We start from the raw sequence: 20451 nt of genomic DNA on the forward strand, positions 1-20451 counted from the left end.
TTTCGTTTTTTCGCTGTGTCTCCGTGGTTCAAAAATCTTTGCGCATCTTTCTGCCTTTGCGCCTTTGTGGCAAAAAACTCCGTGTTTCGTTTTTTCGCTATGTCTCCGTGGTTCCCAAAACATCTTTGCGCATCTTTCTGCCTTTGCGCCTTTGTGGCAAAAAACTCCGTGTTTCGTTTTTTCGCTGTGTCTCCGTGGTTCAAAAATCTTTGCGCATCTTTCTGCCTTTGCGCCTTTGTGGCAAAAAACTCCGTGTTTCGTTTTTTCGCTGTGTCTCCGTGGTTCCCAAAACATCTTAATTTTGCGCGATGAGCAATACTACCAACCTTACCTGGATCTTTAAAACCTTTGACGAACTCACTTCCAAAGAGCTCTACAGCATACTATGGTTGCGAAACGAGGTTTTTGTAGTAGAACAAAATTGCGTCTTTCAGGATGCAGATTACAAAGATCCCAAATGCGATCATCTCGCAGGATATATTGATGGGAAAATAGCAGCTTATTCACGCATTGTTCCGCCTGGCGTATCTTATGAACAACCATCCATCGGCAGAATTGTGACCAATCCTGCGTTTCGCGGAAGTGGAGCGGGGAAGGCCTTGTTAATCAAATCAATAGCTATCTGCGATGAAATGTTTAAGGGCAAACCTATCCGCATCGGCGCGCAGCTATACCTAAAGAAATTTTACGAGTCATTTGGCTTCTGCCAATCTTCTGAAATGTATTTGGAAGATGGGATAGAGCATATTGAGATGATCAGGGGGTGAATAGTCAATCGTGAATAGTGAATAGTGAAAACTTTGATCAGTAAACAGTTGTGCAACTTCGCAACATATTTAAATTGTTTGATTAGTATGGATAGAGATCTTTTACTGCCAAAAAAATGTTTTCACTGCTACACCTTTCACTATTGACCGTTCACTATTCACCGGTTCAGATTGTTCAAAAAACAACACAGGCTCAAACCCGAGCACTTCGTCCTTCGTAATTCGTACTTGCATTCATTCGCTGCCGCAAAAAAGGCATTCTGCCGCATTTTTCACTATTCACCATTGACTATTCACCGTTTTTTCTCTTTTTCCATTACATTGCGGCCTTCCTTAAAACGATTAACATGAGAAAAACGCTAGTTAAGGCAGCCGGCTTGTCCGTGTTTGCGTTAATGGTACTTAACGGTTCTGCCCAATTGAAACAGTTGACCGGTGAACAAATTTTTCAGAATAAAACAACCGGTCTTTTGAAAGACCTGCCGGTAATAGCTGGCTGGAAAGATGATACGCATTATATTATTTCCGCAGGTAAAGATGGGCACAAATCTGTGGACGTCATCAGCGGAAAAGAAGAATCTATCATATTGCCGGTTAAGAGCGACAATGTTTACCTTGAAAAGAATGACATCTTTTTTAAAGATGCCGGTGGGAAGGCCATTCAACTAACCAAAACACCGGACGAAGAAAAGAATCCAACACTTTCTCCGGATGCAACACGTATAGCCTTTACCCGTAACAACAATCTTTTTGTACTTGAAATAGCCAGTGGTAAAGAAACCCAGCTTTCAACAGATGGCAGCGATGTTGTTTATAATGGTTATGCTTCATGGGTGTATTATGAAGAGATTCTTGGAAGACCTTCAAAATACAAAGCTTTCTGGTGGAGTCCGGATAGCAAGCATCTTGCGTACATGCACTTTAATGATAGCAAAGTGCCGATGTTCCCGTTATATGGTGCGGATGGTCAGCATGGTTACGTGGAGGAAACGCGTTATCCTGCCGCCGGCGATCCAAATCCGGAAGTAAAAATTGGTATTGCGGATATTACAACTGCACAAACCGTGTGGAGCGATTTTAATGAGAAAGATGACCAGTATTTTGGTACGCCATTCTGGTCTCCCGACGGAAAAAAACTATGGCAGCAGTGGATGAACCGCGGGCAGGATCATTTATTTGTGTATGCGATTGATCCCACTAATGGAAGTAAAACAGCGGTATATGAAGAGCAGCAAAAAACATGGATTGACTGGCTGGACGACATTCATTTCCTGGCGAACAATAAAGGATACATTGTTGTTTCCGACAAAAGCGGTTGGATGCATATTTATCAATATGACATGAATGGTAAACCGGTAAAACAAATCACTGACGGCAACTGGACAGTAAAAGATATCGTGAAGATCGACGAGAAAAAACAACAGGTTTATTTTACAGCGAGAAAAGAGAATTCTGCAAGATTTGATTATTACGTAGTTGGGCTTGACGGAAAAAATCTGAAACGCCTGACTTTCGGTGATTACACACACAGCGTTGAAGTATCTCCAAACGCAACATATTTTATCACCACCTATTCAAATCTCAACACGCCTAAAAAAATGGCAGTAGTTGATAATAAAGGAAAACTGATCAGAGAAATCGCTGACAGCAAAGGTGATGACTACGACAAATATCAAACAGCTAAAACTGAATTAATCCGCGTTAACGTGGATGGTTTTGATTTGCCGGTAACCATTATTTATCCGAATAATTTTGATGAGCATAAAAAATATCCTGTCTTCATCAGCATTTATGGCGGTCCGAATGCAGGTACTGTTTATGATTCTTACAAAGGAATTGGTGAATATCAATGGTGGGCTAAAGAAGATCTGATCCAGGTGGCAATTGATCACCGTGGTTCCGGTCATTTTGGAAAAGCCGGACAAAACTATCTGCATCGCGACCTGAGCCATTGGGAAATTCACGACTATAGTGAAGTTGTGAAATGGTTATCTGCAAAGCCTTACATCAATAAAGACAAAGTTGCAATCTCTGGTTTCAGCTATGGTGGTTATACAACCTGTATGGCATTAACACGTGGCGCAGATGTATTTAAATATGGTATTGCAGGTGGTAGTGTAACTGATTGGCACTTGTACGACAGCCATTATACCGAACGTTACATGGATACCCCGGCTGAAAATCCTGAAGGGTATAAAAGCAGTGCTGTTGCCACTTATTTAAACAACTACAAGGGTAACCTGTATATTATCCATGGAACGATGGATGATAACGTGCACATGCAAAACAGTATTCAGCTGATAGGTGCTTTGCAAGATAAAAAAGCTGATTTCCAGATGGCATTCTATCCTGGCGGCAGACATGGCTGGCGTAATTATCCGGACAGATGGAAACACTACAACAACGAGCGCGTAAAATACATTTACAAAAATTTGTTGGAGAAAGAAGTGCCGCAGGAGGCGATGCAATAGCTATTAGCTTTTAGCTATCAGCTATCAGCTGACGATGAATGTTTGAGGGTTTAAATTATACTTAGGCTATAAAAAAGTGTTGATGAAATTTTCGTCAACACTTTTTTATTTAAACAGATTGCGTTAATAAAACATATCGGAGAATCAGGTTATATATAGTCGGACTCTTTGAACTAAGTAGCTAATAGCTGATTGCTGATAGCTGACAGCTACCGCATTTCCACCACCTCCAAATTCTTTATCTCCTTCCCGTCAATCACAAATCGCAGCAACGTTCTAACCTTATGCCAGCCCTGTTTTCCTGCGGCGCCGGGATTCATGTGGAGACACTGCAGCTTTTCATCATACATCACTTTTAAAATGTGCGAGTGGCCCGAAATAAATAACTGAGGATGCTCACGCAAGATCACATCTTTTACACCCGGCGCATATTTATTGGGATAGCCTCCAATGTGCTTGATAAATACTTTTACATCTTCACACATAAATATCAGCTCTTCGGGAAATTCAGACCGGATATCCATTCCATCAATATTGCCGTATACGCCACGCAGCGATTTCAATTTTCTCAATTGTTCAGCAACAGCTATCGTTCCAAAATCTCCACCGTGCCATATCTCATCACAGTTCTCCAGATGTTTTAATATAGCCTCATCCATGTAGTTATGCGTGTCCGAAATCAATCCAATCCTGATCATAATAATGTACGATGTTAGATGTACGATGTACGATGTGTTGTCAAGTACGAGTTACGAAGTACGAAGTACGTTAACGCAATCCGCTTCACTATTAACAATCCTGTCAATCTTCAAATCCGGTTTAAGTACGAGTTACGAGGTACTTAGTACGTTAACGCAGTCTGATTCATTATTAATAACCCTGTCAATCTTCAAATTCGGTTTAAGTACGAATTACGAGGTACGAAGTACGTTAACGCAATCTGTTTCATTATCAAAAATCCCGTCAATCCTCCAATCCCCTAAATCCTGGTCCAGACAATATCCTAGTCTACCAAATCATCCAATCTCAGTCTTTCAAATGCAGTTATCACTCCCGGCACAACATGTTCCTGCAACCTGTAAGTCTGTTCATCAAAGTATTCAATTCCGCCAATCTCATTGCCCGGAACAGGTTGGTGTTTCAGATCGCAGATAAAACAATCCTGTTTCATCAATAAGTTGTTTTCTCCGAACGCAGGCGCCTGAATATGATAATAATATTGAAGATCATTTTCTTCCAGATCTATATTCAATTCTTCTTTTATCTCACGCTGTAAAGCCTGTAACGAAGTTTCATCTGCATCAACTTTCCCACCCGGCAGATAAAATGCATTTTTGTTTTTGCTGAAAGCGAGAAGCAGCTTCCTGTTTTTCAAAACAATCAGGCCTGCGCATTGAATAGAAGTCAGGTACCGTTCCATGCAGGCAAACTTAAACGACTCTTAGCAGAGTCCCAAAATCCTGTCAGGCCTTAATTGTATTCCCAATTTAAAAATGGTAAAAAAATGATGAGCTTCATGTAGCAGAAAAACTTCTGTCCATCCTTCAACAGTCATGGTGCCATACAAAAAATGCTTACCGGTGGCAAGCAATGCGTTGCCACTTAAAGAAGACAGGTAAGCGGTAACTTCATAACGTGTTTTATAAAGATCAGTCAGCATGTCGTAAAAAGACTTTTTCTGCCACTCATAAAACAATGGATCATCTTCAGCTTTATACTGACCAAACAGTGGAGTTCCGCCTGCTTCAATCTGTCGCATTCTTCCCAGAAACAATTCATTGTAACGGCCCAGATGCACAAGATTTTCATAAATACTCCATTTGTCTGCAATGGGGTGAGAACGGATTTCATCCTCTGTCAAACTATACATCAATGTGGCCAGCGTATCCGGCTGCGTATGTAAGCGTTGGGTTAGATGATCTTTCATAATAAAAGGTGTGAGATATCAGGTATCAGGCAAAGGCGTAAACAGATCTCAGCCTCAAAATTCACATATTTACACATTTACGCATCCCTCATTTTCAATTTTCAACTGTCAACTATCAATTCATTCGCACATTTACTCATTCGCAAATTAACATTTTCAATTTTCAACTTTCAATTGTCCATTAATGAAGGTTTTTCGCAATAGCTTTCCCCCAAAACATTCCCAGTTTCTCCGCGCCCTTTTCATTGGGATGTAGAAAAAAAGTGCCTGCATTTCCTTTTTCATATTTAAACAAAGTCTTGTAGTTTTTTCTGAAATAATTGAATGCATCTTTATCGCCGGCGAAAACCTGTTCAGGATGTGTGGATGTATATTCTTTTACAATTTTATCCAGCACAGGAAAATAGCTTTGTAAACGATCTAATCCTTCCTGCAAATATTTAGAACCATTGTACGTGTTCGGGCTATACCAAATGGGGCGGTGCAATACAATTTTACATTTCGGAAAATCTTTGAGAAGATGATCTATGATAGCCTTGACATTTTCCTCATAAGATGCTGGTGAAACGGGCGAACCATTTGGCCCTTCAATGGCACTATCATTTGTTCCCAGTATCATAGAAAATACCAACGTGGCATCCTTGTCATTGGCATACGTTGCCGCAGCCTGTTCCACTTTTTGAAATGCCGTGTTTGTTGACGGAAGAAAATCCACTGTGGTAAAACCGCTCACGCCCTGGTTGCTAAACTGCACATCGGAAAATTGTTTTTTAAGGTAGTTGGAAGCATGCACCGGTGGTGCGTCAGTAGTTGGATTAGCAAGTCCTGCACCATGTGTAATGCTATTGCCAATGAAAACAATATCCAGTTTTTTTTGTTGTTGGGAAAAAACTGTTGTGGCACCAAGCATCATTATTAAAAACAGAATGGCACGATTTTTTTGAGATGAGAAAATAGTTCTGTTGGACGTATATGGCAAAAACAGGTGCATAAAGTATTGTTTAGGTATTAAATGTAAGTAAAAGCAGACGATGCACGGTATTTCTGCGCTGTTTAAAGACAAAGGATAAAAACTTATCGGTTTAACCTTTTGGTTTTTAAAAATGAGTTGTAAATTATAATTCCAAAAACGATTGTAGTATGATAAAGTTTAATGAACTCAAAATCGGGGATTATGTCGTGGGTGAATATGAGGGTAAAACATGGCCGGGCAGAGTAACCGACCTGAATAGCACCGACAAACAGATTTGCGTTGAAACAGAAGTGCAAGAAATTTGGTTTGATGAGGAACATCTGTTTCCAATTCCAATTACAGATCAAGCCTTGCTTGAATTGAACTTTGTAAAGGAAACACTTCCTGATGGGTTCATTAAATATAAAAAAGGACCATTCCGTATTGTAACGGCAAAGGAAAATGATTTTTCTTCATTTGAAATATGGCACAGGGAAGATATCAGGATGAACCCTGATATACATTATATACACCAATTGCAAAACGCCTACCTGCAAATGACAAAGGTGCATTTGACAAACGAAGTTGTTGTTTAGAACCCAAACCACGGAGACACATCGGCACAGCGATTCACAGAGTTTTGCGGGGTAATCAATCAGGACAACGCTGGAGCACTCAATAATTTATAAGTGATGCAAAAACAAAGCGCCGTGTAACGCTGTGTCTTCGTGTCTCTGTGGTTATATCTCCGTATCTTACCACAAAATTTTACTATGCGTTTTGGGGCGTGGCTTTTATTCACTTTACTGGCAGGCTTTAATTATTTACAGGCGCAAACTTTTGGCGGCAATCCGTCTTCCTTAAAATGGAAACAGATCGACACAGACACTGTCCGGGTAATTTTTCCGGAGGGCTTTGACTCAACAGGCATCCGCATCGCAGACATTACACATAAACTCCAGAGAAATTACAGCAATACCATTGGTCCCAGTTTAAGAAAGGTGAGCATCGTACTTCAAAAAGAAGGCATTCTTTCCAACGGATATGTAAACCTGGCCCCCTATAGAAGTGAATTTTATCTGATGCCGCCACAAAACGCTTTTGAGCTTGGTGCACAAGCATGGCCGGATAATCTCTCTATACATGAATTCAGACATGTTGAGCAGTACAGCAATTTCAACCGCGGACTTTCAAAAGCAGCCTCCATCATTTTTGGGGAAGAAGGGCAGGCCGTTGCCAATTCCGCCTCAATTCCCAACTGGTTTTTTGAAGGTGATGCTGTTTATAACGAAACATTACTAAGTGAGCAGGGGCGTGGCAGAATCCCATTCTTTTTTAATGCCTACCGCTCTTTGTATTTTGGCGACAAGCATTATAGCTATATGAAGCTGCGGAACGGATCATACAAAAATTATGTTCCCGATCACTATCGTCTTGGTTATTTGTTGGTGGCTTATGGCAGAGAAAAATATGGCGCTGATTTTTGGGCGAAAGTCACGCATGACGCAGCCGGTTTTAAACCTCTATTTTATCCGTTGCAAGGCTCAGTAAAAAAATATTCCGGCGTGCCGTTTAAAGAATTTGTAAATAACGCATTTTCATTCTATAAAACTCAATGGCAGGCCGATAAACACGCGGATCAGCATTGGTTAACTCCTGTAGCCAGCAACAATGTTGTTAATTACCAATATCCATATCTGACAAGTGATGGAAAGCTGGTTGTTTTTAAATCCTCTTATAAAAGATTGCCGGCGTTTTACCTGATCGACAAAAACAATAACGAACAAAAAATAGCTGTTCGCGATATCTCTTATGATGATTATTTCAGTTACAACAACGGTAAGATCATTTATGAGTTTTGGAAGCCAGATGTACGGTGGGGTTACCGTGAATACAGCAATATAAAGATCCTGGATATTCAATCCGGAAAAGAGCAGATCCTTACGTCTAAGAAAAAGTATTTTTCTCCCGATATCGCTCATGACGGGAAAAAAGTTGCCGCAGTAGAAGTGCTTGTAGATCAAAGTTCGTCCATTATGCTGATGGATGATAAAGGCACAAACAGGCAGACGGTAATCTCATCGAAACAAAACATTTATTCATATCCAAAGTTTACTGCTGATGACCGCGGACTGTTTTATATAGAAAGAAATCCAAAAGGAGAGATGCGCATTCAAAAAATCGATCTTTCAACCCTCAAAATAACTGATGTAACATCTTTTACAAATACCATTATTGGATTTCCGATTGTTAAAGGAGACACGCTATTGTATTCAATCAGCAATAAAGGAAAGGATGAGTTATGGGCATATTCGGCTTCATCAGGTGCGCATTATTATATGGCAGGCTATCCTTCCGGATTGTATCAAGGCGCATTGGACAATTCAGGAAACATTTACGCTGCCACTTTTACTGCTGATGGCTACCGGATAGGGCTATATAAGGCTGCATGGAAAAAAGATGAAGCAACTGCATTGTCTGTACTTTATCTGAATAAACCAAAAAATCAGGAAGCGAACGAGTTGCTGGAAACCCCGGGATCCAACAATTTCAGCATTAAAAAGTATTCAAAGGCTACCGGCCTGTTTAATTTTCACAGTTGGAGACCTTATTATGAGCAACCTGAATATTCATTTTCCATATATGGAGAGAATGTGCTGAATACCTTTCAAAGTGAGCTGGGGTATACCTATAATACAAATGAGCAAAGCAGCAAACTGGCTTTTTCAGGAATTTACGGTGGATGGTATGTTCAGCCCTATCTGACAGTCGGCCAAACCTGGCACAGGTCAGCAGTCTATAACAAAGACACCACTTTTCATTGGAATGAGTTCACTCCGCAACTGGGCCTGCAACTTCCTTTGAATTTTAGCGGGCAAAGGCACTACACTTTCCTTACTTTGTCTTCCGGAATAAATTACAACCAGGTAAACTGGACCGGGTTCAGTAAAGACATCCTGAATAACTATAATTTCTTTTACCAGTCGTCCAGAATTATTTTTTCTTCCCGCGTTCAGCAGGTATTGCAACAAATATATCCCCATTGGGCTCAGACTGTAGATGTAAGATATAGAAATATTGTTAATAAGTACAGTGCCATGCAGATGCTGGCGAAAGCCGACCTTTATTTCCCGGGATTATTTCCCACCCATAGTCTCGTGATCAATGGTGCGTACCAGGCCAGGGATACCACGGGAGATTATTATTTCAGCAATGATTTTCCAATTTCAAGGGGGTATACTGATCTGGATTATCCAAGAATGTGGAAAATAGGAGTTAACTATCATTTCCCGTTGGTTTATCCTGACTTAGGAATTGCCAACATTGTATATTTTCAGCGGATCAGGTTAAACCCCTTCTACGATTATAGCGAAATAAGAAGTCTCCGCACCGGCACTACCTATAAATTGAGGTCAACCGGAGCTGAATTATTTTTCGATACAAAATGGTGGAATGAGCAACCTGTTTCTTTTGGGATCCGGTATAGCAGGTTAATTGACGGTGACCTGGTAGGACAAGGGCCAAACAGATGGGAATTTATATTACCTGTGAACCTTTTATCGCATTAAAATTTCTGGGAAAATGTCGTTTTAATACTTTTTATTTGCAGAACGACGGCTCTAAAACGTTAATTATTAACCGATTTTCAGAATTCTGAGGAAAAAATCTTTCATTTTTTTTCTTTTTCCACTGTATTCTGCTATCTTTGCGCTCCCAAAAATTGTATGTCAAAACAACCACTGATTAAACAAGATGGAATAATACTCGAGGCACTGAGCAACGCAATGTTCAGGGTAAAACTTGAGAATGGGCATGAAATTCTGGCAACTATCTCAGGTAAAATGAGAATGCACTATATCAGAATTTTACCCGGTGATAAGGTAGGTGTGGAAATGAGCCCATACGATTTAACGAGAGGCAGGATCATCTTCCGTTACAAGTAACGGTTGAAATAGCGGGAAAGAGTAAATAAAATTTGTTTAACAATAATAGGCTACGGGCCTTGTGCTGCGGGCTTTGAAAAAACAACAGTCATGAAAGTTAGAGCATCAGTTAAAAAACGTAGTGCCGACTGCAAAATTGTTCGCAGAAAAGGCAAGTTGTACATTATTAACAAAAAGAATCCTCGTTTTAAACAAAGACAAGGATAATCTGAAACACATTTAAACAATTAAAAATTAAGTTCTGATATGGCTCGTATTGCCGGTATAGACTTACCAAAGAATAAAAGAGGTGAAATAGGTTTAACCTATATCTACGGTATTGGTCGTTCAACTGCTCAGTATATTTTGGATAAATCCGGCATTAGCTGGGATAAAAAAGTACACGAGTGGAACGATGATGAGCAAGCTGCTATCCGTAACATCATCAACAATGAAATCAAAGTTGAAGGTGCTTTGCGTAGCGAAACTCAAATGAACATCAAACGTTTATTGGATATCGCTTGTTACCGTGGTCTTCGTCACCGTAAAGGTTTACCAGTTCGTGGCCAGCGTACACGTACAAACAGCCGTACTAGAAAAGGTAAACGTAAGACAGTTGCAGGTAAAAAGAAAGCAACTAAAAAATAGTAATAATCAGGTATCCTGCTTTATGCGGGATACTTGTTTTTATACACTGTTTCAATGTCGGATGGCAGCATAATTGCCGGAGAGTTGGAGCAGGTCCCGCACGGGCGGGATTTTTCATTGTTAACAGCCCTGTACAAACAGCAGGGGATTACCTCAAAAAAGAGTTATGGCAAAACCACAAAAAGCACAAAACAGCGCAAAAGCTGCTGCGAAGAAAAGAATTGTGAAGGTTGATGCGTACGGCGATGCTCACATCAGCGCAACATTCAACAATGTAATTATCTCTCTTACCAACAAAACCGGTCAGGTTATTTCCTGGTCTTCTGCTGGTAAAATGGGTTTCAGAGGTTCTAAAAAGAATACTCCTTATGCAGCACAGATGGCTGCTCAGGATGCTGCTAAAGTTGCACTTGAAGCAGGTCTGAAAAAAGTAGATGTTTTCGTTAAGGGACCTGGAGCAGGCCGCGAAGGAGCCATCCGCTCTTTAGCTCAGTCTGGTATCGAGATCTCTATGATCAAAGACGTAACTCCGCTGCCTCACAATGGCTGCCGTCCTCCTAAGAAGAGAAGAGTTTAGTAATTGAAAATTGACAATTGAAAATGGATAATGGTATGTGTGAAAACTAATTTGTTTCACCTTCATCATTGTCAATTATCAATTGTCAATTCTCCATTTAAAATAAAGCCACAAGCTTTCATTTATTAAAAGGGCGCCCGATTAATTTTTTACAATTTTTTACTGATCGAAGCGCCGAGTCTAAAAAAATTGAAATGAAATAAACATTATGGCACGTTACAATGGTCCTAAGACCAAAATTTCAAGAATCTTCGGTGAACCTATCCTGGGTAATGGTAAATATCTTACCAAAACAAGTAACCCTCCGGGTCAGCACGGTGCTGCACGTAAACGTAAAACTTTAGGTGAATACGCCCTGCAGTTGCGCGAAAAACAAAAAGCTAAATACACTTACGGTGTATTGGAAAAACAATTCCGCAACACATTTACAGAAGCTGCACGCCGTAAAGGTGTAACAGGTGAAAACCTGATCAAACTTCTGGAAGCCCGTTTGGACAACACTGTTTACCGTTTAGGCATTGCACCTTCAAGACCTGCTGCACGTCAGCTGGTTAGTCACAAGCACATTACTGTGAACGGTGAAGTGGTAAACATCCCTTCATTCCAGTTAAAACCAGGCGATATCATTGGTTTGAAAGCTAAAAGCGAAGGCAACAGCTCTTTAACCAGCCAGATCCGTGGTAAAAATCCTAAGTTCAATTGGTTAGATTGGAACGATACTGAAAAACAAGGTACATTCATCACTTATCCAGAAAGAGAAGGCGTTCCTGAGAACATTAAGGAACAACTGATCGTCGAATTGTACTCTAAGTAATAGTTAACATGCTCAGGCATGTTCTTTACAGATGGTTCAAAATAATTCTAACTTAAGTTCCGATTGGAATTTAGGACACAAATAAAAAAATCAAGTTTTAAGATGGCTATTTTAAACTTTCAGAAACCTGACAAAATAGTTTTACAGAAAGCAACTGATTTTGAAGGTCAATTTGAGTTTCGCCCGCTTGAGCCCGGTTATGGCTTAACCATTGGAAATGCATTACGCAGGGTTTTACTGAGCAGCTTGGAAGGTTACGCAATTACAGGTATTAAGATAGAAAGCGTTGATCACGAATTCGCTACTATTAAAGGTGTTACAGAAGATGTTACCGAAATCATCCTCAACCTGAAACAAGTTCGTTTCAAAAAGAAAGTTGAGCATGATGTTACAAGTGAAAAAGTTAGCCTTAGCATTAAAGGCCGCACTGAATTCACCGCCGGTATGCTTGCTGAAGCATCTCAGAATTTCGAAATAATGAATCCTGAGCTGGTTATATGCACAATGGATCCTACAGCAAAAATTGACATCGAGTTGAATGTTGCTAAAGGCCGTGGATATGTTCCTGCAGAAGAGAATAAAGTGAAAGATTCGGTTTTTGGATATATCTCTATCGATTCTATCCATACTCCAATCAAAAACGTAAAATATTCCATCGAAAACTATCGTGTAGAACAAAGAACTGACTACGAAAAACTGGTTCTTGAAGTTGCTACCGACGGTACTATTCATCCTGAAGAAGCAGTTAAACAGGCTTCACGTATCCTGATCCAGCACCTGATGATCATCACTGATGAAAACATCACTTTCGACAGCAAAGAAGATAAGAAAGAAGATGTAGTTGATGAACAAGTGCTTCAGTTACGCAAAGTATTGAAAACACCGCTGGAAGACCTGGATCTGTCAGTACGTGCTTTCAACTGTTTGAAAGCTGCAAAAATCAACAGCTTAAGCGAACTGGTTCAGTACGAGCAGGAAGACCTGATGAAGTTCAGAAACTTCGGTCAGAAATCTTTGAGCGAAATTGAACAGGTATTAAGCGAAAGAGGTCTGCACTTCGGTATGGATCTTAGCAAATTAGGTCTTGATAATCTTGACTAGTTAATTCAAAAGTAAAAAGTCAAAAGTAAAAATAGATCTGTCGAACCTGAAGTTCTGACTTTTGAATTTTGACTTTTTACTTATTATAAACGTAGCCCGTAATTCCCGGCACGGTACGGGTTAATAAAATGTAATGCCATGCGTCACGGAGACAAAATCAACAACCTGGGTCGTAAGAAAGCCCACAGAGAAGCGTTACTGGCCAACTTAGCAAGCCAGTTGATCACACACAAACGTATTGTTACCACTTTGGCTAAAGCTAAAGCTTTAAGAACTTACGTTGAGCCGCTGATCACTAAAACAAAGAAAAACAGTAGCGAAACACAGATCATGCACCAACACCGTGTTGTGTTCAGTTACCTGCAGGATAAACTGGCTGTAAAAGAACTTTTTACAGTGGTAGGTCCTAAAGTAGCTAGCCGTCCTGGTGGTTACAGCCGCATCATCAAATTGGGCATCCGTCCTGGTGATAACGCTGAATTAGCAATGATCGAGTTAGTAGACTTCAACGAAGTTTACGGCAAAACTGCAGTTAAAGCTGAAGAGCCTGCTAAGAAAACTCGTCGTAGCCGCACTGCAGGGACTAAGAAAACTGCTACTGCTGAAGCTGCTCCTGCAGTTTCTGAAGCTGAAGTGGTTGAAGAAGCACCAGCGGTTACCGAAGAACCTAAAACAGAAGAAAAAGCCGGCGAATAATGCAGCTTTTCTAATTAATAAAAAGGCAGGATCGATTGATCTTGCCTTTTTTGTGTGTAGAGACACGATGCATCATGTTTTAACATGGGATGCCTTCGGTTACCAAGACACGATGCATCGTGTCTCTACAATTTCGATTTTTTACTTTTACTTTTGAATTTTGACTTTATTTCCTCGTATTTTTGCAAAATTTTCAAATAGACATGCCTAATTCTAATCAACCAGCTATTCTAGTATTACAAGATGGCCACGTATTTTACGGTAAAGCATTTGGTAAAATCGGAACTACTACCGGGGAAATATGCTTTAATACTGGCATGACCGGTTACCAGGAAGTTTTTACAGATCCCAGTTATTATGGTCAGGTATTGATCATGAACAATGTTCACGTAGGTAACTATGGAATTAATGCGGAGGATCTTGAGAGTGAGACTGTAAAGATCCGCGGGTTGATAGGAAGAAATCTCGAAGACAAATATTCGCGCTATAAGGCAACTGATTCAATGGATAATTACCTGAAGGCGAATAACATAGTAGGAATCGAGGATATAGACACAAGAGCACTGGTTGCACACATTCGTACAAAGGGAGCAATGAATTGCATTATCTCATCAGACATACTCGATGTAGATAAATTAAAGGCTCAATTGGCTGAAGTACCGGATATGGATGGTCTTGAACTGGCGAGTGTGGTTAGTACTGACAAAGAATATGAACTGGGAGATCCTTCTGCTCCGCTTAAAATAGCAGTGTTGGATTTTGGTGTGAAGAAAAACATCCTTACCTGCCTGGCTGAGCGCGGTGCACATGTAAGAGTTCACCCTGCTAAAACACCATTAAGCAGATTGAAGGAGTTTAATCCTGATGGTTATTTCATCTCTAACGGTCCGGGCGATCCTGCCGCAATGCCTTATGCAGTTGAGACGCTGAAAGAGATCCTGGAAGAGAAAAAGCCCATATTTGGAATTTGTCTTGGTCACCAGTTGCTGGCTCTGGCCAATGGTATACCTACGTTTAAAATGCACCATGGTCACAGAGGCTTGAATCATCCGGTGAAAAACATTATCAGCGGACGTTGCGAGATTACAACACAAAATCACGGCTTCGGTGTTCTTCCTGAAGCGGTAAAACATCACGATAACATTGAGGTTACACACGTTAACCTGAACGATGAAAGCATTGAAGGGATTCGTTTGAAAGATCGTCCTGCATTCAGCGTGCAATATCACCCTGAAAGTACTCCGGGACCATTCGACTCAAGGTATTTGTTCGATGAATTCATTGAAATGATGAAAGCAAACTAATTCAATGACGGATAGATAGCAAAAAGCAGGATTTACCTGCTTTTTTTGTTAAGAGGCCTGATATTTTTTTCTAGATCCTGAAAAAGCGAGCTCAACGAAATTGAGTACTTTGTACTTCGTACTTCGTACTTAAAATACCGACGAACGAAACAACCGGAATTTTATTTCATTTCCTTCGCCTTTAACAACAAGGCGTTTCGCCGAAAAGGTGTTAAATGAAATAAAATGCAGTTAACCGGGGCTTTGCTTTTTTGTACTTTCGCTGTTACATCTGCAAACTGAATACACTCAGTATCAAAAGGATAATTCAATTATACAAGATGAAAATCGCGATTATTAACGGACCTAATCTTAATTTATTAGGAACAAGAGAACCGGATGTTTATGGCAGCCAGACTTTTGAGCAATATTTCCAGCAACTAAAGCTAAAGTTCCCCGAGGTTGAGTTTAGCTATTATCAAAGCAATATAGAAGGAGAGTTGATAGACGAAATTCAACGCCGGGGTTTTGACAGTGACGGCATTGTTTTAAATCCTGCCGGTTACACGCATACTTCCGTTGCAATTGGAGATGCAATTGCGGCGATCAAAGCTCCCTTGATTGAGGTTCACATTAGTAATGTTCATGCCCGCGAAGATTTTAGAAAACTATCTCACGTATCGGCAAAGGCCAGGGGCACAATTTGTGGTTTGGGATTGAAGGGTTACGAATTAGCGGTGGAATGGTTTATGCAATAACATTGGCATTAAACTTATTTCAGCAGCTATTTGTTTAGAAAAAAAATTAGACCATCAGGATTTACTTATCTATACTACTATTATCCGGCTTCATTTTTTGTGTTTCCGCAAATGCACAGGATGGACCTTCCTTTAAGTATCCGCTTCGTGCAGAAGATAGCCTTGTAAAGCAAAAAGATGTCCGCGATATTCTCGGGGTAATCTTTAATAAGAAGCCCGACCCGGTGAAGGATTCAATAAAGGCAAACAAAAAGTTTCAGTTTTCGCTCTTACCCGCCATAGGGTACACACTTCAAACGCGCCTGGCTGCTATAATAGCCGGTAATGTGGCATTCCATACACAAAAGGATTCACTGCAAAAAATATCTTCCGTTTATTTCAATATAGCATATACACAGAACAAGCAGTTTACAGTTCCCATTCAGTCTAATATCTGGACAAAAAATAACAAGTACAATTTTGTGGGGGACTGGCGCTATATGAAGTATCCTCAAGATACTTATGGGTTGGGGGGTAATAATTCGCTTAACAAAGACGCGAACCTGATAGATTATTCATACATACGCATTTATCAAACCGTTTTCAAGAAAGTAATTGGAAACCTCTACGGTGGTGTTGGGTATAACATGGATTACTACTGGAACATAAAAGAGCAGGGATATACGGACGGCCGGAAATCAGACTATGAGATGTACGGCAATGAAAAGAAATCATTTGCCTCAGGTTTTTCTTTATCGGCCTTATTTGACGACAGGGAAAATTCGATTAATCCGCTAAATGGACAATACGCCAACATCGTTTACAGAAATAATCTAACAGCCCTGGGAAGCAATGAAAACTGGCAATCGCTCGTTATAGACCTGAGAAAGTATTTTACTGTAAATAAACGCAGGCAAAATGTTTTGGCTCTATGGTTCTACAACTGGAACGTTTTAAGCGGAAAACCACCTTATTTGTTGTTGCCGGCAACAGCATGGGATACTTACACAAATACAGGTAGGGGCTTTATACAGGGGCGGTTTCGCAGTAAATATATGGTGTACCTGGAAAGCGAATACAGGTTCAGGATAACGGATAACGGTTTGTTAGGCGGTGTGGTTTTTGTGAATGCACAATCTCTTTCCGAATGGGATACAAACAAGTTTGAGTATGTTCAACCTGCAGGAGGTTTGGGCCTTCGGATTAAACTTAACAAGCAATCCAAGACGAATATAGATATTGATTATGGATTTGGAAAAGGTGGATCCCGCGGTTTGTTCATCAATGTTGGCGAGATATTTTAACCGCTTTCCTTGTTTATCTTCATGTAGCAATGCTTCAAAACAACTACTTTAACTTTGTACTTATTGCGAGTGCTTTTAATAAATAACTATGAAATGGATTGCTTTGTTGATATGTCTCATCTGCGTTAATACAGGTTTTTCACAATGGAAAAATTACATCATCGGTGCGAAGGGTGATACATTGAACCGGGTTGATCAAACTGATCTGAAACAAGGGAAATGGTTTGTGCATGTAGATCCGTTACGGGGAGAGCCTGGTTATGAAGAGGAAGGAGTGTATAAAGATGGCAAAAAGACCGGCACATGGCGGCGCTATAGTTTAATGGGTGATCTGCTGGCTGTAGAAAATTACAGGTTTGGCAATAAAAACGGTACCTGTACTTATTTTACTGTTGCAGGTATGGTGAGAGAAGAAAGCTGGAAATCAATCGACCCCCAAAATCCTTATGATACAATTCAAGTCCCGGATCTGCATGATGACACTAAAGTGTACACAAGGGTGATAAAAGTTGATGCATCTGTAGTAAAACATGGTACATGGAATTATTATGATCCATCATCCGGCGCTCTGATAAAATCTGAAACTTATGTGCTGGATAAACTCCAGGAACCCGCAAAGAAAGTTACTGTAATTGATGCAGGTGGCAATCCAACTGCTGCTTCCGGCACTGACTCTACGGTCGCTCCGGCTAATAAGGTGAAGCCTGCAGCAGTTGCTGATTATGAAAAAAAGAATTCCGGCAAAAAGAAGATTCGTGTGAGGGATGGAAGCACAGGATATTAATGTGCTGAAATCTTAATGCCTGATGCGATTGGTTTAAAAGGCAGTTAAACTATAATGAGCTTTTTTAATCAGTGTCGCATGTAGACAAATGTTTAAATATTCTCCGGTGCATCTGTCTTTGGTTGCTTCGCACATGTTCAGATATTTGGGCATATCATTGATTGTCAGAAACCTATTCATGCTATTGTAATTTGTAAGCAGACAGCTTAAAAGCTGGGTTTATGTCGCCGGTGTAATTATTAACGCATTTTAGTGAATTAAATGGGCCGATATTGCAAATACTATATAAGTTTGTATTTGTTTTAAAAATCTAACGATGGCTGTTACCATAAGAATGGCAAGCGCAGCGGATGCTGAGCTGCTTTGTGATTTGAGTATTAAGACCTTTTCCGAAACCTACGAGAGATACAATACTGCTGAAGACATGCAGTTATACATTCAATCTCACTTTACCCTGAGTTCAATTCTCGACGATTTTCAAAATCCTGACATTCAGTATTACCTGGCCCTGATGGATGACGAAGCTGTTGGCTATGCCAAATTGCACAAACAACATGCGGTTAATGGCTCAAATGGTTTAAAGCAGGCCGAACTGGAAAGGATCTATGTATTGTCTGCCTACCAGGGAAATAAAATTGGCTTGCTATTGCTGAATGAATGCATTCAGTCTGCAAGGAGAGAAGGTTATGGCCTGTTGTGGTTAGGTGTATGGGAGAATAATACAAATGCAATAGATTTCTATAAAAAAATGGGCTTTAAGGTAGATGGAAGTCATTCTTTTATTCTGGGCAAAGACATTCAAAATGATTGCCTGATGAAGCTGAAACTATGAATTGCTTTCTCCTAAAATTCGAGTTCCTGTATAACCGGGTCCTTAAGTAATATTGCGATAAAGGCATCATGATTTTTTGTGGTTCCTCTCAACAGCCAAAAAAAAGTCACCTGGCTTCCTACTTTTTGCGTCTTGCTGGTTAATGCCACCAGATTGTATTCTTTGAATAGTTTTTCATATTTCATCAGATCATTCTCCACGGCATCATACACAATTTTGTAATTGCGAAGACGATTCGCTTTATCAATAAAGTTTTGAATATACCTAAGCCCTATCAATACTATGAGCACAATGAACGTAGACATAAAAGCCAGATAAATATAGCCGCCGCCGATGCTCATTCCCAGTGCGGCAACCATCCAGATGGCAGTTGCAGTAGTAATGCCATTAACGTTGTTGTTGTCTTTAAAAATAACACCGGCACCCAGAAAACCAATACCTGTTATAATATTAGCCGCAACCCTGTCGGGGTTGGCGGTCCCTATTGCAATAGAAAGAATGGTAAACAGGCAGGAGCCTGTACACACAAGTATCATTGTTCTGAGGCCGGCTGATTTGGAGCGATATTCTCTCTCAGCACCGATCAGGCCGCCAAGCAGCAATGCGTACAGCATTTTTTCAATTTCAGGAGTAAACCAGGTCATTGTACAAACTTAAAAAGAAAAGCCGCAGTTTCATACTGCGGCTTATATTTATCGTACTTAGTTATTTGCCTTCAAAATAATTCTTAAAGAAAAGCAATTGATATTTGATGGAGTTAGACCAGTATTGACCATTGTGTTCACCGGGTCTTTCAATATAATCGTGATCGATTTTTTTCTCGAGTAACTTCTTATGAAGTTGCCTGTTAACGTCTATAAAGAAATCGCCAACACCACAATCAATGATCAATTTAACATCTCCGTTTTGCAGACGGTCAATGTTCGTCATAACAGTATTATCATCCCAGTTTTGCTTATTGGTTTCATAGCTGCCAAGGTCTTTTGCCAGGTCCCAGTTTTTAGGAAACGGACGAAAATCCACACCTCCCGAAGTACTACCTGCTGCTCCATAAATGTCTTTGTGGCGGCTTGCCAGGTATAGGGCACCATGCCCACCCATGCTAAGCCCCGTTATTGCACGATGCTGTTTATCTGCCGCAGTTTTATAGGTTGCATCTATATACTTCACCAACTCTTTGCTAACAAAAGTTTCATAACGAATGGATGAATCAACAGGGCTATCAAGATACCAGCTTCCATAGCCTCCATCAGGCAATACGAGTATTACGTCCAGCTTGTCGGCAGCAGTTACATTGTCAGGTGCAATGCTCACCCATTGAGAATAGTTGCCGCTGTATCCATGTAACATATAAATAACAGGAAAGCGTTTGTCATTTTTCTCATAAGAATCCGGCGTTACCACCACGCATTTTATTTTTTTGTGCATGGCATCGCTGTAAACTCCAATCGTATCTACTTTCGACGCATGGCAAATGGCGGCCAGCATCAAAGCCGCGCAAAGCAAAAGAATTTTATTCATGTTAATTGGTTAAAGAGCTATCAGCTATCAGCTATCAGCTATCAGCTATCAGCTATCAGCTATCAGCTATCAGCTATCAGCTATCAGCTATCAGCTATCAGCTATCAGCTATCA

23 protein-coding genes are annotated in these 20451 nt (G+C 40.3%); 17 read left to right on the forward strand and 6 right to left on the reverse strand.

Features of this window, described 5'->3' with window-relative positions:
- The 3 genes from QTN47_RS27790 to QTN47_RS27800 form a co-directional block, all read left to right on the forward strand.
- The coding region (locus QTN47_RS27790) for a hypothetical protein (RefSeq protein WP_369332735.1) at positions 1 to 299 on the forward strand (299 nt) is incomplete at its 5' end.
- 9 nt (positions 300 to 308) lie between these two features.
- Positions 309 to 767 carry a GNAT family N-acetyltransferase gene (locus tag QTN47_RS27795; RefSeq protein ID WP_369332736.1) on the forward strand — a complete coding sequence of 153 codons (459 nt, stop codon included), beginning with the start codon at positions 309 to 311 and terminating at the stop codon, positions 765 to 767.
- Positions 768 to 1114: 347 nt separating this feature from the next.
- Positions 1115 to 3238, forward strand: a complete 2124-nt coding sequence (locus QTN47_RS27800) for a S9 family peptidase (protein WP_369332737.1) — start codon at positions 1115 to 1117, stop codon at positions 3236 to 3238.
- Between the two features lie 209 nt (positions 3239 to 3447).
- On the opposite strand, the gene QTN47_RS27805 is transcribed toward QTN47_RS27800, so the two are convergent.
- The 4 genes from QTN47_RS27805 to QTN47_RS27820 all read right to left on the reverse strand — a co-directional run bounded on the left by QTN47_RS27805 (position 3448) and on the right by QTN47_RS27820 (position 6156).
- A complete protein-coding gene (locus QTN47_RS27805) occupies positions 3448 to 3936 on the reverse strand; it encodes a metallophosphoesterase family protein (RefSeq protein WP_369332738.1) in 489 nt (162 codons plus the stop codon).
- 305 nt (positions 3937 to 4241) lie between these two features.
- Complete coding sequence (locus QTN47_RS27810; RefSeq protein ID WP_369332739.1) at positions 4242 to 4658, reverse strand: NUDIX hydrolase; 417 nt, start codon at positions 4656 to 4658, stop codon at positions 4242 to 4244.
- A gap of 21 nt (positions 4659 to 4679) precedes the next feature.
- On the reverse strand, positions 4680 to 5165 hold the full coding sequence (locus QTN47_RS27815) for a DinB family protein (protein ID WP_369332740.1): 486 nt from the start codon (positions 5163 to 5165) through the stop codon (positions 4680 to 4682).
- Between the two features lie 181 nt (positions 5166 to 5346).
- Positions 5347 to 6156: a GDSL-type esterase/lipase family protein gene (locus tag QTN47_RS27820; RefSeq protein WP_369332741.1), complete on the reverse strand. Its 810-nt coding sequence runs from the start codon at positions 6154 to 6156 to the stop codon at positions 5347 to 5349.
- A gap of 149 nt (positions 6157 to 6305) precedes the next feature.
- On the opposite strand from QTN47_RS27820, the gene QTN47_RS27825 reads away from it, so the two are divergent.
- From QTN47_RS27825 to QTN47_RS27890, 14 genes are all read left to right on the forward strand, one after another.
- Complete coding sequence (locus QTN47_RS27825) at positions 6306 to 6713, forward strand: hypothetical protein (RefSeq protein WP_369332742.1); 408 nt, start codon at positions 6306 to 6308, stop codon at positions 6711 to 6713.
- Between the two features lie 177 nt (positions 6714 to 6890).
- Entirely contained in the window at positions 6891 to 9686 is a 2796-nt protein-coding gene (locus QTN47_RS27830) for a TolB family protein (protein WP_369332743.1), read from the forward strand.
- A gap of 156 nt (positions 9687 to 9842) precedes the next feature.
- Entirely contained in the window at positions 9843 to 10061 is a 219-nt protein-coding gene (gene infA, locus QTN47_RS27835; RefSeq protein ID WP_369332744.1) for a translation initiation factor IF-1, read from the forward strand.
- A gap of 90 nt (positions 10062 to 10151) precedes the next feature.
- Positions 10152 to 10268: a type B 50S ribosomal protein L36 gene (ykgO, locus tag QTN47_RS27840; RefSeq protein WP_066209001.1), complete on the forward strand. Its 117-nt coding sequence runs from the start codon at positions 10152 to 10154 to the stop codon at positions 10266 to 10268.
- Positions 10269 to 10307: 39 nt separating this feature from the next.
- Positions 10308 to 10688 (forward strand): 30S ribosomal protein S13, encoded by a 381-nt coding sequence (gene rpsM, locus QTN47_RS27845; protein WP_369332745.1) that lies wholly within the window; start codon positions 10308 to 10310, stop codon positions 10686 to 10688.
- A gap of 166 nt (positions 10689 to 10854) precedes the next feature.
- Positions 10855 to 11265, forward strand: coding sequence for a 30S ribosomal protein S11 (gene rpsK, locus QTN47_RS27850; RefSeq protein ID WP_369332746.1), 411 nt, complete (start codon positions 10855 to 10857; stop codon positions 11263 to 11265).
- 208 nt (positions 11266 to 11473) lie between these two features.
- Positions 11474 to 12079: a 30S ribosomal protein S4 gene (rpsD, locus tag QTN47_RS27855; protein WP_369332747.1), complete on the forward strand. Its 606-nt coding sequence runs from the start codon at positions 11474 to 11476 to the stop codon at positions 12077 to 12079.
- Between the two features lie 102 nt (positions 12080 to 12181).
- Positions 12182 to 13180 (forward strand): DNA-directed RNA polymerase subunit alpha, encoded by a 999-nt coding sequence (locus QTN47_RS27860; RefSeq protein ID WP_369332748.1) that lies wholly within the window; start codon positions 12182 to 12184, stop codon positions 13178 to 13180.
- Between the two features lie 138 nt (positions 13181 to 13318).
- Positions 13319 to 13876 (forward strand): 50S ribosomal protein L17, encoded by a 558-nt coding sequence (gene rplQ, locus QTN47_RS27865; protein ID WP_369332749.1) that lies wholly within the window; start codon positions 13319 to 13321, stop codon positions 13874 to 13876.
- Positions 13877 to 14079: 203 nt separating this feature from the next.
- On the forward strand, positions 14080 to 15180 hold the full coding sequence (gene carA, locus QTN47_RS27870; RefSeq protein WP_369332750.1) for a glutamine-hydrolyzing carbamoyl-phosphate synthase small subunit: 1101 nt from the start codon (positions 14080 to 14082) through the stop codon (positions 15178 to 15180).
- Between the two features lie 320 nt (positions 15181 to 15500).
- Positions 15501 to 15917 carry a type II 3-dehydroquinate dehydratase gene (gene aroQ, locus QTN47_RS27875; protein WP_369332751.1) on the forward strand — a complete coding sequence of 139 codons (417 nt, stop codon included), beginning with the start codon at positions 15501 to 15503 and terminating at the stop codon, positions 15915 to 15917.
- A 224-nt stretch (positions 15918 to 16141) separates the two neighbouring features.
- Positions 16142 to 17200: a BamA/TamA family outer membrane protein gene (locus tag QTN47_RS27880; protein ID WP_369332752.1), complete on the forward strand. Its 1059-nt coding sequence runs from the start codon at positions 16142 to 16144 to the stop codon at positions 17198 to 17200.
- 88 nt (positions 17201 to 17288) lie between these two features.
- Entirely contained in the window at positions 17289 to 17984 is a 696-nt protein-coding gene (locus QTN47_RS27885; RefSeq protein WP_369332753.1) for a toxin-antitoxin system YwqK family antitoxin, read from the forward strand.
- A gap of 316 nt (positions 17985 to 18300) precedes the next feature.
- A complete protein-coding gene (locus tag QTN47_RS27890) occupies positions 18301 to 18816 on the forward strand; it encodes a GNAT family N-acetyltransferase (protein ID WP_369332754.1) in 516 nt (171 codons plus the stop codon).
- Between the two features lie 11 nt (positions 18817 to 18827).
- Here QTN47_RS27890 and QTN47_RS27895 read toward each other — a convergent pair whose 3' ends face one another.
- On the reverse strand, positions 18828 to 19460 hold the full coding sequence (locus tag QTN47_RS27895) for an MgtC/SapB family protein (RefSeq protein ID WP_369332755.1): 633 nt from the start codon (positions 19458 to 19460) through the stop codon (positions 18828 to 18830).
- 61 nt (positions 19461 to 19521) lie between these two features.
- The gene (locus QTN47_RS27900; protein ID WP_369332756.1) at positions 19522 to 20337 is read right to left on the reverse strand and encodes an alpha/beta hydrolase; all 816 of its coding nucleotides are present in this window, start codon (positions 20335 to 20337) and stop codon (positions 19522 to 19524) included.
- Positions 20338 to 20451 lie beyond the last annotated feature (114 nt).

The sequence above is a fragment of the Danxiaibacter flavus genome (assembly GCF_041060425.1).
GTDB classification, from domain to species: domain Bacteria; phylum Bacteroidota; class Bacteroidia; order Chitinophagales; family Chitinophagaceae; genus Danxiaibacter; species Danxiaibacter flavus.

Excerpts from the sequence above, each read along its gene's own strand:
- QTN47_RS27795 (WP_369332736.1), top strand. The coding sequence starts at position 309 with ATGAGCAATACTACCAACCTTACCTGGATCTTTAAAACCTTTGACGAA.
- QTN47_RS27800 (WP_369332737.1), top strand. The coding sequence starts at position 1,115 with ATGAGAAAAACGCTAGTTAAGGCAGCCGGCTTGTCCGTGTTTGCGTTA.
- QTN47_RS27805 (WP_369332738.1), bottom strand. The coding sequence starts at position 3,936 with ATGATCAGGATTGGATTGATTTCGGACACGCATAACTACATGGATGAG.
- QTN47_RS27810 (WP_369332739.1), bottom strand. The coding sequence starts at position 4,658 with ATGGAACGGTACCTGACTTCTATTCAATGCGCAGGCCTGATTGTTTTG.
- QTN47_RS27815 (WP_369332740.1), bottom strand. The coding sequence starts at position 5,165 with ATGAAAGATCATCTAACCCAACGCTTACATACGCAGCCGGATACGCTG.
- QTN47_RS27820 (WP_369332741.1), bottom strand. The coding sequence starts at position 6,156 with ATGCACCTGTTTTTGCCATATACGTCCAACAGAACTATTTTCTCATCT.
- QTN47_RS27825 (WP_369332742.1), top strand. The coding sequence starts at position 6,306 with ATGATAAAGTTTAATGAACTCAAAATCGGGGATTATGTCGTGGGTGAA.
- QTN47_RS27830 (WP_369332743.1), top strand. The coding sequence starts at position 6,891 with ATGCGTTTTGGGGCGTGGCTTTTATTCACTTTACTGGCAGGCTTTAAT.
- infA (WP_369332744.1), top strand. The coding sequence starts at position 9,843 with ATGTCAAAACAACCACTGATTAAACAAGATGGAATAATACTCGAGGCA.
- ykgO (WP_066209001.1), top strand. The coding sequence starts at position 10,152 with ATGAAAGTTAGAGCATCAGTTAAAAAACGTAGTGCCGACTGCAAAATT.
- rpsM (WP_369332745.1), top strand. The coding sequence starts at position 10,308 with ATGGCTCGTATTGCCGGTATAGACTTACCAAAGAATAAAAGAGGTGAA.
- rpsK (WP_369332746.1), top strand. The coding sequence starts at position 10,855 with ATGGCAAAACCACAAAAAGCACAAAACAGCGCAAAAGCTGCTGCGAAG.
- rpsD (WP_369332747.1), top strand. The coding sequence starts at position 11,474 with ATGGCACGTTACAATGGTCCTAAGACCAAAATTTCAAGAATCTTCGGT.
- QTN47_RS27860 (WP_369332748.1), top strand. The coding sequence starts at position 12,182 with ATGGCTATTTTAAACTTTCAGAAACCTGACAAAATAGTTTTACAGAAA.
- rplQ (WP_369332749.1), top strand. The coding sequence starts at position 13,319 with ATGCGTCACGGAGACAAAATCAACAACCTGGGTCGTAAGAAAGCCCAC.
- carA (WP_369332750.1), top strand. The coding sequence starts at position 14,080 with ATGCCTAATTCTAATCAACCAGCTATTCTAGTATTACAAGATGGCCAC.
- aroQ (WP_369332751.1), top strand. The coding sequence starts at position 15,501 with ATGAAAATCGCGATTATTAACGGACCTAATCTTAATTTATTAGGAACA.
- QTN47_RS27885 (WP_369332753.1), top strand. The coding sequence starts at position 17,289 with ATGAAATGGATTGCTTTGTTGATATGTCTCATCTGCGTTAATACAGGT.
- QTN47_RS27890 (WP_369332754.1), top strand. The coding sequence starts at position 18,301 with ATGGCTGTTACCATAAGAATGGCAAGCGCAGCGGATGCTGAGCTGCTT.
- QTN47_RS27895 (WP_369332755.1), bottom strand. The coding sequence starts at position 19,460 with ATGACCTGGTTTACTCCTGAAATTGAAAAAATGCTGTACGCATTGCTG.
- QTN47_RS27900 (WP_369332756.1), bottom strand. The coding sequence starts at position 20,337 with ATGAATAAAATTCTTTTGCTTTGCGCGGCTTTGATGCTGGCCGCCATT.